The organism is Afipia sp. MLSD5-FHT05B12, assembly GCF_058793355.1.
Genome location: NZ_JBXAFS010000018.1, coordinates 64855 through 79418, shown reverse-complemented (window position 1 = coordinate 79418; position 14564 = coordinate 64855). Strand labels below are relative to the sequence as shown.

Below are 14564 nucleotides of genomic sequence, written 5' to 3'. Positions count from 1 at the left end.
CCTCCAAAGTCCCCAAAGGGACCAGAGACTGACATTTGAACTTTGCTCAGTGCTGACATTTTAGCTTTGCTGCTACAGCAGAGGTTCGCCCATCGAATGTTATGGAATTTTGTTCACTGATAGGCTTTCCGACCAAGCTTATCAGGTCTGAGGACCGACTACTACGAACACCTAGCCAACAACGCCGGTGTTCGAAATTGTGTCGTCGATTCCATCGAACTCGCATGGGAAAGGCGGCCCGGACGGTTCAAGAACGTGGCCACGGCCCGCAGGCGCACGTGGCCAGTACGAAGGCGCGACGGATAACCGCGATCATCTGGATCGTTAAAGAACGCTGCATTGAGATCGAGACGAAGCACCGGCGCGCCGTCGGCCATTTGGCTATCGACCACTTTAGATTGCCTATGGAGTTAATTGTCTCTTTCGGCGAAACTGGGGGCCCGCTCCGGGCTCCTCGCCCAAAAGGCACCTGCGCAAAAGAGAGAGCTGACTTCGTCTTTCTCATTATCATGATCGACCCGTAACTATGAAACGCCGCGTCATGATCGTAGACGGACCGCTGGCCTTGGGCATGAGGCGCTTTTGGGCTGCCAAGGCGAACGAAGTGGGCACCGATATTCTTACGTTGCCTCTGCTCGCGGCGCGCCTGGCCGGAGGTTTCAGCCGCGCCGCCGACAGAGAAGTTCTCTCCACGGTAGTCGCGGCGGCGCTTCGCGCCGACGGCTATTCGCAGATCGATAAGGTCAAGAATCTCCCCGGGATGGTCCGGGCCGCAATGCAGACGCTGAATCACGCATGGGGTGCGGATCTGGACCTGACGGCTCTCGCGCCCATATCCGGACGGCTCGCCGACCTCGCCCTCTTGGAGCAGAGAGTGAGCGAAGCGCTACCCTATGGAGCCATGCTGCCGCGCCCGTTGCGGGATGCCGCGGTCGAGCGCGTCCGCTTTGCCTCAACGCTCTTCGGCAGCATCTCGCTGGAAGGTCTCGTCGATGTCGAGCCTGTATGGCGGCCTCTCCTGGTTGCACTCTCGGCGCATTTGGAGGTCTCGTGGAGTGCGCCGGCAAAACTAGGGCGAGACTGGTTCCCTGGTCAAGTTTCGGTGCCCACCACGGAGTCTCCAAAAGTCATCCGCGGTGAGCTGAGTGCAGATCCCAGGGCCGAGGTCGTCGAAGCGCTCAGGTGGGCGCGCCAGCTTCTCAGCTCGGGCGTCAGTGCCAGCGACATCGCCATCACCGCCGCGTCGACACCAACCTGGGACGAACACATGCAGGTGTTGGCGGGGCACGCCGAATTGCCGATCCATTTCTCGCACGGACTACCCGCGCTCGGCTCCTGGGAGGGACAGTCCTGCGCGGCCCTCGCCGACGTACTCGGGAACGGCATCAGCCAAGAGCGCGTCAGACGCCTGCTAGCGCATTCTTCGTCAACCGAGGCGGCCGCCGTGCCCGCCGACTGGGCTGCAGGTCTTCCGCGCAAGGCCGGACTTCTCAACGTCGACCAATGGCGGCGAGCGCTCAGCTACGCGCGAGATCATCGCTCGAACCCGGACGCAGCCGAACGAACACTTCCTCCATTGCTCGAAGCGTTGGCACCTGGGCTTGCAAATGCAGACCAGGCCGGAAAGGCGTTTCTTGGCGGAGCAAGCCTAGGTTTGTGGCGCGATGCGCTCCGAAATGCACCTCCGGCCGCAGTTGCTCTGTCGCTCGACAGCCTGCGCATCCGGGACTCTCGGCATCCAGGAAACAGCGTCGTCTGGTGCCCGGCTTCCCATCTGATCGGTACTCCGCGGCGCTGGATGCGTCTGCTCGGTGTCGCCGGAAGAAGTTGGCCACGGTCGAATGCGGAAGATCCCCTTCTGCCGGATCATATCCTTCCACGCCGTCTCCTCGTACCCAGCTCAACCGCCGAAAGAGACCGCTCCTGCTTCAAGCTGCTTGTTTCGAGTCCTGCCGAGGAGATCGTTCTTTCGCGCAGCCGTCGCTCGACCGAGGGTGGTCTCCAATCCGCCAGCGCGTTGTGGCCGACCGCGCTTCCGACCCGGATTTGCACACGAAGCCGCATCCCAGAGCATGCCTTCAGCGAAACCGATCGCCTACTAGCGCGAGCGGCCGAGGCCGGAAAGTCGGACCGCATCAAGGCCGCCTCTAGTTGCTGGCGGGACTGGAACCGGGAGGACGCAACCGCCCACGACGGTACGGTTCGCGCGGGACATCCGGCGGTTCGCCGCGCGGTGACGCGCATTCATTCGGCGACTTCTCTTGAGCTTATGGTGCGTGATCCGCTCGGCTTCCTTTGGAAATATGCACTGGACATGCGCCCCGTTGCGCTCTCCGAGGTGCCCCTTGCCCTGGATCACCTCGCCTTTGGCGAACTTATCCACGAATTGCTCGCACGCACTATTAGTGCGCTCGAGCCTGCGCCAGGTTTCACCCGCGCATCACACGATGAAATCGAGTTCGCACTAGCAGCCGCGGTTGACCACGTTTTTCGGCATTGGCCACTCGAACGGCTGGTCCCTCCAACCCTACTCTGGAATCACTCGCTTGATGAAGCCGCTCGACGCAGCTTGCGAGGACTGACGATCGACACGAGCTTCGAGACAGATACGACGAGTTGGAGCGAGGTGAGCTTCGGCCTTACTTCGGCCCGTGACGAAAAGCAGTCCCCTTGGCCGTCCGAGGGCGAAATTTTCGTCGGATCCTCAAGATTGAAGCTCACCGGGCGGATCGATCGCGTCGATATCGCTGCCGGAGGCCGCGGGGTGAGAATCTCCGACTACAAGACCGGAGCGACGCCGCGCCGGCCGGACAAGATCGTGCTCGACCGAGGCAAAGAGCTACAGCGCGTGCTGTATGCAATAGCTATCAAGCAACTCGTTCCGGACACGTCGCAGATCATTACGCGACTCATCTACCTCGACGGAGAATCGCCACCTTTCTCGCTCAGCCGCGATGCCTTGGAAGCGGCTGCGGACGATGTGACGCGCTTCCTCGATAAGGCCTGCGAATTGCTCGAGCGCGGACATGCATGTCCAGGACCGGCCGCACGAGAGTCATATAATGACATGCGCCTCGCTCTTCCGGCCGAACTCGACGCATATCTCGCGCGCAAGGCTAAGGCTTTCGGAAACCTCGCTCGCGACCTGGATGCACTCTGGAGCACGCCATGAAGCTTGCAGATCGCGAGCAACGGCTAAGAGTCTTGACGGATCTCGATACGACGTTGCTCGTCGAGGCGGCGGCGGGGACGGGCAAGACCTCACTTATCGCGGGCCGCGTGGCCATGCTGCTTGCCCGCGGCGCGAAGCCCTCTCAGGTGGCCGCCATCACGTTCACCGAACTTGCCGCAGGCGAGTTGGCGCTACGCATTCGAAGCTACGTCGCGCGCCTGCTCGCGAAGGAAACCCCCGACGTGCTGAAAGACGCCCTGCCGACAGGCTTGAGCAGGGAAGAGAGGGAGAATCTGACTTCCGCGGCCGAGCATCTCGATGAGATTAGCACGTCGACCATTCACGGATTTTGTCAGGAGATCATCCGATGTTACGCCATCGAGACCGCCTTGGATCCGGGGTCCCGCGTAATGGACGCCCCAAGCGCCAAAGCAATGTTTGAGGGCGTGTTCCGATCATGGCTTACCGATCGCCTTTCCGGGAAAGTCGGAGCAGACGATTCGGTCGTCGTGCTCTCCCAACACGATCCCTTGAACGTCGTCGATCTCGTCAAAGGTCTGGCGGATCTCAAGCGTGACCATCCAAGGGCTACCACCAGAAAAGCAGACTTCACGCGTCGCACCGACATCGAACTTGTCGAAGCTGTCGACGAATTCGTCCGATGGTTCGCCGCCAATCCGGAAGAGACTCGCACCGCAGCGTTGCTGCGGGACCTTCAATCCCTGTCGACCTTTTATTTCGACTGCTTCAAGTCCGAGCCCACGTTCCGCGAACTGTGGCGACTGGGCGTTCCGCCGCGCGTCGATGCCATGGAAAAGAAGAGTTTTAGGCTCCTTTCCTACCGTCGAAAAACCGCTTGGTTCCGGAGTTACGGAGCGAGCCGAGGCGAAGAACTCAATCGGGAGGCCGAAACCCTCTTCGCGAACGTAGAACGAGCCTACCGCGAGTTGCTCGGTCAGATCGCAGACGGCCTGGTAAATGCTCTTTCCATTGCGCTCGATGATGTCATCGCAGCCTACGCTAGCCGCAAGCAGGAAGCGGCGGTGCTGGATTTCGACGATCTTCTCGTCATGGCTCACGAGCTAGTCCGCCAACACGAACCCGTACGAATGGCATTGAGTCACAGGTTCCGGCACATACTAGTCGACGAATTCCAAGACACCGACAGGATCCAGGCGGCGGTCATCTTTTCGATCGCCGCGGAAGACAGACCTCAGTGCTGGCAGGACGCCGCGCTTCGACCCGGCTCGCTATTCCTGGTCGGCGATCCGAAGCAGGCTATCTACAGATTTCGCGGTGCTGATATCGAGGCGTACAACGAAGCGCGCGCGACGGTGGCCGCTCAGACGAGGGGGGCCATCATCGAGATCACGGCGAACTTCCGCTCGCAGAAGCGGATCATCGAGCATGTAAACCATTGCTTCGAACCGGTTCTCCAGGCGCGGGGACAGCCTGGGTACGTACCTCTCACCTCCACGCTCGGCCCTGCCGAACACGGCCTTCCATGCGCGGCGAAAGTCACCGTCGCGCTACCCCAGGCTCCCTCCGCCAACAGTCAACGCGATGCGGAAGCCGCCCTAGTCGCGGATATCTGCCGCTGTCTAATCGGCTCGATCCGAGTGAGGCGAACGGATGGATCGATCACACTTCTCGAAGCCGGAGACATCGGACTTCTGGCGCCGACGGGCAAGGACTTGTGGCGGTATGAAAGAGCGCTCGAAGGCCAGGGACTGATCGTCGCCTCGCAGGCAGGTAAGACGCTGCTGTTGCAGCAGGAAACGCAAGACATCCTCGCGCTGCTTCGTACGCTTGCCGACGCGCGCGACACGCTTGCCTTCGGCGCATTCATGCGCGGGCCCATGGTCGGGCTGACGGACGAGGAATTGCTGGATATCGCCGAAGAAGTGCGATCCGCTGCGGGCGGAGCCGGCACGGCCAACTTCGATGTCAGGACACCTCTGGAACAAATCTCGAATCCAGTCGCAAAGAAGGTGCTGGAGGTGCTTCAGCATCTGCGGCGTCGTGTCACAAGAACCACCCCGCGCATACTGCTCTCCGAGGCGATCGAACGCTTGCAACTCCGCGTCGTTCTCGCCGCTAGACATCGAAGTCGAAGCGCGCGAGCGCTCGCCAACCTCGACGCCTTGATCGACATGGCGCGCCCCTACAATGTGTCGGGTCTTCAGGCCTTCATCAGGGATCTGCAGTCGGATTGGGAGACCCGCGAGCAACGCCCCGAGGGTCGCATCGACGCGTCGAACGAGGCGGTGGAGTTGGTCACGATCCATTCCTCGAAGGGGTTGGAATGGCCAGTCGTGATTTTGATCAACACGTCCACTGAATTCCCGCCGCCACCGCGCTTCATCCATCGCCGGTCCGACGACACGTTGCATTGGATTCTCGGGGGAGTAATGCCGCCGGAGCTTGCGGCCGCCCGCGACGAGGAGAAGCGGCAGCAGACGCTGGAACATCAACGTATGTGGTATGTAGCGTGCACGCGGGCGCGCGACCTGCTCATCATTCCGCACTTGCCCGAGGCTTCGGCACAATCGTGGTCCAGAATCGTGGATCTGAGCCACAACTCACTGCCTGAAATCGACCTGACGGCTCTCTCCCCGCCGACTTCACCGAAGGAAGTTCGGCCTACGAACGAACAAACCCGGGACGCGTTCGAGGAAGAAGCAAGAGCCGTCGCGAGCGCGTCCCCGCCGTTGTCTTGGAGAACTCCTAGCACTCATGATCGCGATCGAGCGGAAGCCTTGACGATCGTCGAGAGCAGCCTTGACGATACGTTCCAGTTTTTCCCACCGATCGCCGGCGGTCGCATTCGAGGCATCGTTCTGCACAAGCTGATGGAGGAATTCCTGACGGGAGAATTGGGTGACGATGATTTTGACCGAGTTGAGGTGCGTGCGGCGGATCTACTCCTAGAACTCAAGAATATGGAAGGGCCGACATCCTCAGCAGATCCGGATCCTGGAGAGATGGCACGGACGGCGATGCGCACGCTCAAGCTTGATGACGTCGCGGCACTACGGCAACATCTAGTTCCCGAGATGTCCGTCTGGTCCGATTCAGGCGACGGTCAGTTGATTGCTGGACGCGCCGACGCCGTCGCGATCCGAGGAGAAGAAAGCTTTGCTATCCTGGATTGGAAGAGCGATGTAGCTCCTGGTCGACAGGATAGATCCGACCATATCGCGCAACTATCCGACTACGTCACCGCGATTGGCGTTTCGCGCGGCGCCATTGTCTACATGAGTCTTGGTGAAGTCGTGTGGGTGAGTTCGACCGCCAAATGATAGGTAATTCAACGGAGCCAAAATATGGCGAAGATCCTTCCTTTTGACGCAGCGATGAAAGCCGCGGGGAATTGCCCCTCCCTGATGATTGCCAACGGCTTTTCGATCAAATACTTCCGGTACTCCAACTTGCTCGAAAAGTCTGGTTTGGACGAAGACGGCCCGCTGCGAGAACTATTCAATGTCCTTGCAACGGTTGACTTTGAAATCGCCATCCGAGCGCTCGAAGACGCGGTGTTGGTCGAGAAGACCTACAATAAGGACAAGCGAGCGACAGCCCTATCTTCCGAAGCCGAGAAGCTCCGTGGAGCCCTCGTCCATGCCGTAAGGATTACCCATCCCGCGCATCGCGAAGATATCGCGGCCGAGATACCGGCATGCATCAAGTTTTTGTCCCAGTTCGACACGATCTTCACTCTCAACTATGATTTACTGCTTTATTGGGTCACCTTGGATGACACAAAGCAATTTCGCGACGGATTTGGTTTGGCCGAAAAGAGAGATGGCTTTTTATGGCATTTCAAGACCGACGCTCATTGCAACGTGTACAATCTGCACGGCGGCCTACATCTGTTTAAGACTGAGGAAGACGAACTAGAAAAGCGAATTGACGAAGGCAGCGGCGTGATCGACGCGATCGCCTCAACCGTCACACAGACAAAACGTTTGCCCCTTTATGTGGCCGAAGGCACCTCCATTCAGAAGCTCGCCCGTATTCATGCGGTTCCATATCTACGTCATTGCTACGATAAGCTTCGTACGGCCGAAAACGCATTCTTCGTCTACGGCCATTCTGCGAGCACGAACGACGCGCACATCTACAACGCGCTGTTCAAATCAAACATCAGCCATTTATACTTTTGCGTACACAAGCCGACCGCTGACATCGACGCTATCGACGGCGAACTAGCGCGCTATCAGAAGCGTAACGGCTCGAAGATCGAATACTCCTTGGTCGACGCCGAAACGGCGAATGTGTGGGGTTAGCTCTGCGCCAAACGGGAAATCGGCGAGGCGTCTTCTCGCACGGAGCGAGGAGCCTCCGCGCCTTCGCAGGCAGCACAATAGGTCCGAGGCCATGGTCTATCCACGATCCTGCCCCCGGTATCGCCCTCACCGTGTTCTGATCGCCAGAGCTCGCTGAAATGGCCGCCAAGCTTGGCGATGCGTTCCCGAGGCGCAACCCATATTCGATTGAAGGAATCGATCGACGAGTCAAGCAAGCAATCGAGAGATAGCTCGGCGATCATCGCGGTAATGAAGCCGAGCTCGATCGGACCATACAACTGATAGTGGGCACCGCACGCAGGCTCTTCTTGATTGGCGCCTGCTCCATCAGGCCAATCCACTACCTTGAACGACGGTGCACCTGTTCGGCCTACGTGGCATTGTAGGCAACCGCTTCTCTGGGTGATCGCAACGCCGTGCCCGGCGGAGGCATGCGCCTCCGTCCAGCCATATACGATTGGTCTATCTCTTCCTTGATTTACATGCCAGCGATTGAGCGCTGAATCGGCCGCCCAACTACCCGTTGCCGAAACGATCAAGTCAGCCGCGGTCGCAAGATCATGATCGGAGGCAAGCAGGTGGTGCAGGTCACAGGTGCGATACTCGATTTGAAGATGAGGAAAATCGGCTTGCAGCCGGTCGGCCAAGGCCTCTGCCTTATTGCGGCCCACCGCTGGTGCGCCCAAGGGATGCCGGCCGACATTCGGCCAGCTAAGCGTATCGTAGTCGATCAGAACAATCCGTCCAACGCCAGCTTGCGCCAGCGCGAGTGCGACCGGCGCGCCAACCGACCCACACCCAACCACGATCACAATGGCCGCAAGCAAGCGCCTCGTCCGAGGGTCGCGATCTCGGCCATGAATCCAATTCGCGTCCGCCCGCTGCACCGAAGTCCTGACGACGGAACCACCTCCGAAGAAGCGACTGAGAAGGACCTCCTTGGGTGTCTGGCCACGACGAAAACCCTTGGATAGAGGCTCCGCGGCAGATCTCGCATGACCTTTGAGACGTTTCGGGTTCGGTGCTTTGACGCCGATCAAAGCGGGCCCGCCCCTACCTATAGCTCCCAGCACCGCGACGACGTGTTCGGGCTCGCGAACTGCGACGTCCTCGATGACCATCCGTGCGTCGTCTCCAGCCGCAGCCGCCAAAGCCAGCAGATCTAAGGATGTCTCGGGATATTCGGCAGGAAGCGGCGGATCTTCCAGCCAAATGAAGGCGGCGTCCTCAGTCTTGACACTCACAGTATCGCTGAATCGACGGCGCACCCAGCGTTCAAGCGACGGGGTATCTTCGCCGACCACTTCCAACCCCTTTCCTCGCCACACCTGCACGAGCCTAGACGGTGGCGCAGGCGCCACCAGGCTGTAGAAGTGCGAGCCTTTCACGTGCGCCTTGTAAGCCCAATATGTTAGAAATTCTTCGCGAAAATCCCGCTCGATGATAGAACCTTCGAGCAGCTCTTCGACAAGTCGAATCGAGCGATGAAGCAGGTTCGCAGCGACGGCAGAAGGATCATCGGGATCGTACTCTGCCAGATTTGGCAGCAGGCAGAGAACGCCGTCGCTTTCGACGTGAGGCCAAGTCATGAAAACCGGATGATCGACGAGCGCGGTTCTGACCGGGACTGCCGGAAACGCCGCCGTTGCGAGGACATCGATGTGGCGCGTCACGCCGTCAGAAAAGACCACACTGACTCGCCACGCCGCGACCCAGCGGCGCGAGGGATAGCAACCGCCAATCGTCGCCCGGTCGAGACGTTCGGGCGCCTGCCCCGTCAATTCGCGCAGGGTGGCTTCTAAGTGGAGTGCCGCCTGCCGCCAACGGAGCGGGAGCGCTATTTCACGCATGGCGGCCCCCGCCTGCACTGCTGACAGCGGCGGCAGCGGCGGCAGTCTGCGAAAGCAGAGCCCCCGACGTGATGATCGCCGGGGCAGCGACGGCGGCGCGCTTTTCTTCCTCCAACCGCTCGCTGAAGAAGGTGGTGGCAAAGACCTTGTCCCAACACTTGAGCGCACGTTCGCGCGTGCAGTCTGCGTCGAAGAGAGGCTGCAAGTCGTCTATCGCCTCGATGAGCTTGTCGCGGAAGCAGCGCGCGCGCGCATCATCGGAGCCGTTCGTGATGTAGTCGCCGGGCGTGACGGGGTGCTTGACTTGCAGATCCCAGTTAAGCCGACCCTTGATCGCGACCATCGTATCGTAGAGTGCTCGGTCCTCTCGCTCGTCGTGCCGGAAGCGCTCGACCGTCAGTATCGAGATGCCAAATCCGCTAAGGATACCGCTCCGCCAGCTATCGCGGCTGCGAGCATATTTCTTCAAATCGCGATTGATCCGACGGAGCTGAATGCCATCGGCCGACTTCGCCCGCTCGTCTTCGTACCAGTCCGAGACGTCCCGTGCATCGGAGCGCTTCCAACCGATGCTCGCCGCCAGTTCGTAGTGGACCACGTCACCAAAAACGGTCGACGTCGTCACGCGCCGATAGACCGGCAGATCGACATGATACCCCTTCTCATAATACACTCGCACGCAGTTCGACCGAACCTCGGGCGGCTTCTTGAACTTGCCGTCATCAACAGCGTCGCGGACCATCTGCCGCGCCTGAAGAGCGGTCATCTCCGCCCCACGATCTCCGACCAGGTCTTCCTTCCGAAAGTAGACGCCGTCGTCGATGTCGTAATCGTTGTCCGGATCACGCGTCATCGTCTTCATGGCGTAGCTGCCCTGCTTGACGAACTCGAGTGGCGCCGGCTTGCATGCATCGGCGAGTCCATTGCGCAAGCGGGTGCGGTTCGCGTTGCGTCGGTCGCGCATCGCATCCTGCTCGTTTTTCGGCAGGTTCACTTCCTGATCGTGATAAGCACGAACATCTTTGGAGCAGTCGAACATCACCTATCCTTTCTGGTATGAGGTTGCAGAGCGGTCCCAAACCGCCCCGGTTTCCGGCATCGCCGGCAGTTCGCTCATGAGGCGTCGGATCATCCGGCCATCATCACTTTTCGGATCGTCACAAGCACTCTTGGTGAGATCGGCATCGTTGTGCGCCTGGCCGATCAATCGATCCATTGCCTCCGGCCGAGTGTCGTCGAGCGCTAGGAAAGGCATCATGCTCGCCGGCACCGGCTTATTCGGAAACCGCACTCTTTGGATGGGACGCCCACAATTGCTGATGGCGTTGGCCAACAGCCGGGCCATGTGGTCGAACGCGAACTCCTGCGCCGATATGCTGAGCGGCGCCACGTCGGCGCCAAGGGTCCAGTCCAGCATTGATCGATGGGCGCTCCCCGCATCGAGATGATCTCCTTCGGGCCGCGGACAGGTTCCCAGCGAAAAGATCTCGATCGAGCGGTCTGGTGCCGCGATCGTCAGCGCATCGACGAGTCCGACCATAATCGGGTTATTGGCCCACAACCCACCGTCCGCGAAAACTTGTTGCGGTCCACCCGGTGCGTTCGGATCGTCGATGGCGGCGAGCGAGCGATAGATCGGCGCCGCGGAGCTCGCCATGCACACATCGACCAGAGGGTAAAGATCGTCCCGAGGACCACTCTTCGGCGTCTTCTTGAACACCCACGCGCGGTGGTCACTCATCAACACGGCGGGAATGGATAGGGAGATGCCCCGGCGGTCGAAGATATCTTGCATGGTCGCGTTACCGAGCACGGCTTGCAGCGCGCCACGAAGCGCCTTGTCGCCCTCGCGGACGAATCGGTTACCTTGCGTGGCCCGATAGACCGCGCTGGCCTTCCCTGAGATCCGATGCGGGAAGATCTTCGGTCCATGGTCACGATAGAGCTGCACCACCTCGGCCATCGGCCGACCTACCGCAAGAGCGGAAGCGACAATCGCTCCAGTGCTGGTACCGGTGATCAGATCGAACCCACGGCCGAGATCGAGGGCAGCCTCTCCCCTGATTCGAGCAAACTGACCGGTGAGGCGCGCCAAAAACGCGCCAGTATAAACGCCTCGCATTCCGCCGCCATCAAGACTTAGAACCCGATATGGTCGCGTAACCTGTTGATGTTCTTCAGGTGTTCCCACCTATTTGCCCTCGTTAGATGATGGACGCGGTTGCTATATGCTCTCCGTCCGTCCATAAGATATGGTGGCGTTATCTTAACTCGTCAAGTAACTAGACACGATTCAGAGATTTGAATCGGCTTTTTTGGAGGATTTTATGGTGGACGACGGCGATCAATTGCGCTGGGGCGTTCGCCGACGCCTCGAATTCATCGATTTCCGCCTCTTCTGGGACGGCCGCTTCAATCGGAGCGACCTCGCGAACACATTCGGCATTTCGACACAGCAGGCGTCGGCCGACATCGCCCAATACGAGAAGTTCGCGCCCCAGAACTTGAGCTATGACCGGGCGGAGAAGGCATACACCCGTTCGGACGCGTTCTCGCCCGTCTTCATCGGCGAGACCATTGAGCGCTACCTGCTGCAACTGGTCGCAATCGAGAATCACTGGATGCGGCCAGAGGACACTTGGTTCGACACCATCCCGCCTGTCGAAGTTCTTACGCTGGGCCAACGATCGACCGATCCGACTGTGCTGCTTCGTGTCCTGGACGCCATCCGCAAAAAATTGGAAATCGATATCGACTACGCGTCACTGACGGGCTCGATACAACCGGCACGAACAATCACCCCTCACGCACTTTCACATAGCGCCGGCCGTTGGTACGTCCGCGCTTGGTCGCGGGATCACAATGATTTTCGCGACTATAACCTCAACAGAATTCTGTCCGTGTCCGCACGTCGGCGCGCTTCGATCGACGCGGCTTTGGATTTCGAGTGGGTTCATATCATCAATCTCGTCATAGTTCCGAACCCCGAGCTGCCAGCCGAGCTACAAGCTCGCGTTGCCGCGGAACATGACATGACAAACGGCCGCCTCGTTCGGCCTTGTCGTCTCAGTCTCAGCTTCTATCTCATGAGCGAATATAATCTGGATGTTGCGCCCGGTATCTTGATCGCACAGAAACAGCAGATAATTTTGCAAAACAAAGACGAGGTGACTCAAGCTCGGGCGCTGGCACGAAAGATGTCGATCGAAGCGCTCGCTAGAAATTCACAATCGCGGCCTTCGGCATGATCCAACATAGATCTCAGTTCCTCGAATCTTCCGCGCATTGTCAGCCATGGCTATAGTAGCAACATTGCTTTTCGGAAGCCTCGCACGCGCGGATCACTCTGAAGGATCCGATACCGATCTTCTCATGGTGAGCCTCAATAAGGACACTCGTCACGTTTCTGTGGGCCACCTTTCCCTGTTTTTGTATCCATGGCCTCAACTGCAGCAGGACGCGCGCGAGGGCGATCTGTTCGTCTGCCACCTGGTGCGGGAAGCAAGACCGCTCATCGATCCTGACAAGTACCTCGTGAAGCTACAGTCTGCTTTCCGATTCCGATCAAGCTATCAGAGCGATATCGATCGAGCCGTTGATCTTGGGATGTATCTCGCCCGATTCGGAGACGAACTGAATTCAACGCTTCTGACTAAGCGAGCACTCTGGTGTATCCGAACTATCCTCATCGCTCGAAGCGCCGAACGTCGCAATCCTGTTTTTGCACCCCAACGCCTTGCCGAGGAAACCGGATCTGCCGCGGCGCGAGAACTTCTTACAAACCGGCACATCCATCGCGAGCGCGCGGCGGTGCAACAACGCCTTCGTAGCTTTCTCAAGGAAGAAGCACATCTTAGTCAATTTCTTGAAACCGCCGATCGCGACAATTTCAGGGAGAGGTTTGACGCGACCTCGAACAGGGTAGCATTGCAGACGCTGCGGCAAGACGAAGACAGCCGCTACTGATTTCCGACAGATCGTCGGAGAAAGCAGATGTCTTGAGCGAGCCGGCGCGCCAGCAAAGTTCAGCGCGACAATTCGAAATACCCCAAAGTCTGCCGGCTCGTGAAGTAATTTCCGTTCCACCCGTGAGCGCGACTGTTCGACAGCCTCAGTATCGCGGCCCCTTCGTACGAACCACCGCCACCCTGTCCAATGTTCTTGGGAATCACACGATAGACATAATACAGGATGGGTCTTCCCGACTCCGGATCCCGCTTCGGCTGCACGACCAGAGTTTCGGAATCCGAATCGCGGGAGAAGACCTCCATGCTAATTCGCAGCAGATCCTGCTTGATGTGAGCTCTGGCGGGGACGGTCCCGCTCTTTCCGGCACCTTGCCAATGGATCGTCATCTTCCATTCGCCGTTCAGGTCGGGAAACACCCATCTATCGAGTACGGGAAATACCGACCATATCCACTTCCAACCGACAGTTACCAATAAGAGAAGCAAGAGGTTCAACCCCGTAGCTCCCGAAAGCGCTATTCCGACACTCGATCGAAGAGTCGTTCCGCTGCCGAATTGCCAATCGAAGGCCAAGATGGCGGCCACGCAAACGCCGTAGAACACAGCGATCGCGCCGATCACCCGAGTGATAGGAAGAATGGTAATCACCCCAAGTCCTCGAAGATCACTTCTGTGGCCGAGCGAAAAACGGCAATCCCGAATCCCTCACTGGCTATTCCCGACGCAATCACCCCTGGCATCGCCGATCCGAAGAGAGCTGCCAAATAACGCCCTCCAAAACGTTTGGACCTGTCGATTTGGGCGTGAGCAGCGATCGGGGGAGAGAAGTATTGGGCCACTCTGATCAATTCCCAGTCTGAAGACAGAATATGGAACCCATCGTGATGTGCGCTGCTGTGCGATGCAATAGCAATCAATCGCCGCACCAGATCCTTCGCGTCGCGTTGCTCGGGGACATTCGACAACGGCACCAGCGGCAATTGCTCCGGCGAGTCGCAGACGACGAGACCTATACCCGAAAAGTCGGCTGTCCTTTGTCCGACCACCGCCCGGAGTATCTCAAGCAATCCTTCGGCCGAAAGGCTAGGGTCGGGCAGAACCATCTTGTCCAAGCATGATCGTATTGGAACTACTCCTTCTAAAGCAGATTTCCCCGCACGAGTTAAGCGCATTCCCGACGATCCCCGCCGATCCATTCCGCTTCCCACGATGGCTGCGCCGTCGCCTTTAGCGCAATGCCAGTCGGGAGACGCCAATTCCAATG

Annotated in this window: 11 protein-coding genes; 5 read left to right on the top strand and 6 right to left on the bottom strand. The window is 59.0% G+C overall.

What is annotated here, in order from left to right; all coding sequences use genetic code 11:
* Window positions 1–161: 161 nt before the first annotated feature.
* Window positions 162–377 carry a hypothetical protein gene (locus tag AC1Q6J_RS19130; RefSeq protein WP_152544173.1) on the bottom strand — a complete coding sequence of 72 codons (216 nt, stop codon included), beginning with the start codon at window positions 375–377 and terminating at the stop codon, window positions 162–164.
* Between the two features lie 149 nt (window positions 378–526).
* Here AC1Q6J_RS19130 and AC1Q6J_RS19125 point away from each other — a divergent pair, with 149 nt between their 5' ends.
* From AC1Q6J_RS19125 to AC1Q6J_RS19115, 3 genes are read left to right on the top strand one after another with little or no spacing between them, the layout of a single operon-like run.
* Window positions 527–3172, top strand: a complete 2646-nt coding sequence (locus AC1Q6J_RS19125; RefSeq protein ID WP_024920897.1) for a PD-(D/E)XK nuclease family protein — start codon at window positions 527–529, stop codon at window positions 3170–3172.
* Window positions 3169–6474: a UvrD-helicase domain-containing protein gene (locus AC1Q6J_RS19120; RefSeq protein ID WP_024920898.1), complete on the top strand. Its 3306-nt coding sequence runs from the start codon at window positions 3169–3171 to the stop codon at window positions 6472–6474. The genes AC1Q6J_RS19125 and AC1Q6J_RS19120 overlap by 4 nt, the downstream gene beginning before the upstream one ends.
* A gap of 24 nt (window positions 6475–6498) precedes the next feature.
* Window positions 6499–7461, top strand: coding sequence for a DUF4917 family protein (locus AC1Q6J_RS19115; RefSeq protein WP_024927747.1), 963 nt, complete (start codon window positions 6499–6501; stop codon window positions 7459–7461).
* Here the strand turns inward: AC1Q6J_RS19115 and AC1Q6J_RS19110 are convergent.
* From AC1Q6J_RS19110 to AC1Q6J_RS19100, 3 genes are read right to left on the bottom strand one after another with little or no spacing between them, the layout of a single operon-like run.
* Window positions 7458–9332, bottom strand: a complete 1875-nt coding sequence (locus tag AC1Q6J_RS19110) for a ThiF family adenylyltransferase (protein WP_024920900.1) — start codon at window positions 9330–9332, stop codon at window positions 7458–7460. The two genes, AC1Q6J_RS19115 and AC1Q6J_RS19110, sit on opposite strands and share 4 nt — an antisense overlap.
* A complete protein-coding gene (locus tag AC1Q6J_RS19105; protein ID WP_024920901.1) occupies window positions 9325–10371 on the bottom strand; it encodes a cyclic GMP-AMP synthase DncV-like nucleotidyltransferase in 1047 nt (348 codons plus the stop codon). Before AC1Q6J_RS19105 ends, AC1Q6J_RS19110 begins: the two co-directional genes overlap by 8 nt.
* 3 nt (window positions 10372–10374) lie before the next feature.
* Window positions 10375–11523, bottom strand: a complete 1149-nt coding sequence (locus AC1Q6J_RS19100) for a patatin-like phospholipase family protein (protein ID WP_275451128.1) — start codon at window positions 11521–11523, stop codon at window positions 10375–10377.
* Window positions 11524–11659: 136 nt separating this feature from the next.
* Here AC1Q6J_RS19100 and AC1Q6J_RS19095 point away from each other — a divergent pair, with 136 nt between their 5' ends.
* Both AC1Q6J_RS19095 and AC1Q6J_RS19090 read left to right on the top strand, forming a co-directional pair.
* The gene (locus tag AC1Q6J_RS19095) at window positions 11660–12580 is read left to right on the top strand and encodes a helix-turn-helix transcriptional regulator (protein ID WP_024920903.1); all 921 of its coding nucleotides are present in this window, start codon (window positions 11660–11662) and stop codon (window positions 12578–12580) included.
* A gap of 46 nt (window positions 12581–12626) precedes the next feature.
* Window positions 12627–13298, top strand: coding sequence for a hypothetical protein (locus tag AC1Q6J_RS19090; protein WP_024920904.1), 672 nt, complete (start codon window positions 12627–12629; stop codon window positions 13296–13298).
* A gap of 59 nt (window positions 13299–13357) precedes the next feature.
* On the opposite strand, the gene AC1Q6J_RS19085 is transcribed toward AC1Q6J_RS19090, so the two are convergent.
* Complete coding sequence (locus AC1Q6J_RS19085) at window positions 13358–13948, bottom strand: Cap15 family cyclic dinucleotide receptor domain-containing protein (protein ID WP_024920905.1); 591 nt, start codon at window positions 13946–13948, stop codon at window positions 13358–13360.
* A complete protein-coding gene (locus AC1Q6J_RS19080; protein WP_024920906.1) occupies window positions 13945–14412 on the bottom strand; it encodes a hypothetical protein in 468 nt (155 codons plus the stop codon). The genes AC1Q6J_RS19085 and AC1Q6J_RS19080 overlap by 4 nt, the downstream gene beginning before the upstream one ends.
* Between the last annotated feature and the right edge of the window lie 152 nt (window positions 14413–14564).

What these genes read in the sequence shown, in the direction of transcription:
- AC1Q6J_RS19130 (WP_152544173.1), bottom strand. Translation starts at nt 377, where the DNA reads ATGGCCGACGGCGCGCCGGTGCTTCGTCTCGATCTCAATGCAGCGTTC.
- AC1Q6J_RS19125 (WP_024920897.1), top strand. Translation starts at nt 527, where the DNA reads ATGAAACGCCGCGTCATGATCGTAGACGGACCGCTGGCCTTGGGCATG.
- AC1Q6J_RS19120 (WP_024920898.1), top strand. Translation starts at nt 3,169, where the DNA reads ATGAAGCTTGCAGATCGCGAGCAACGGCTAAGAGTCTTGACGGATCTC.
- AC1Q6J_RS19115 (WP_024927747.1), top strand. Translation starts at nt 6,499, where the DNA reads ATGGCGAAGATCCTTCCTTTTGACGCAGCGATGAAAGCCGCGGGGAAT.
- AC1Q6J_RS19110 (WP_024920900.1), bottom strand. Translation starts at nt 9,332, where the DNA reads ATGCGTGAAATAGCGCTCCCGCTCCGTTGGCGGCAGGCGGCACTCCAC.
- AC1Q6J_RS19105 (WP_024920901.1), bottom strand. Translation starts at nt 10,371, where the DNA reads ATGTTCGACTGCTCCAAAGATGTTCGTGCTTATCACGATCAGGAAGTG.
- AC1Q6J_RS19095 (WP_024920903.1), top strand. Translation starts at nt 11,660, where the DNA reads ATGGTGGACGACGGCGATCAATTGCGCTGGGGCGTTCGCCGACGCCTC.
- AC1Q6J_RS19090 (WP_024920904.1), top strand. Translation starts at nt 12,627, where the DNA reads ATGGCTATAGTAGCAACATTGCTTTTCGGAAGCCTCGCACGCGCGGAT.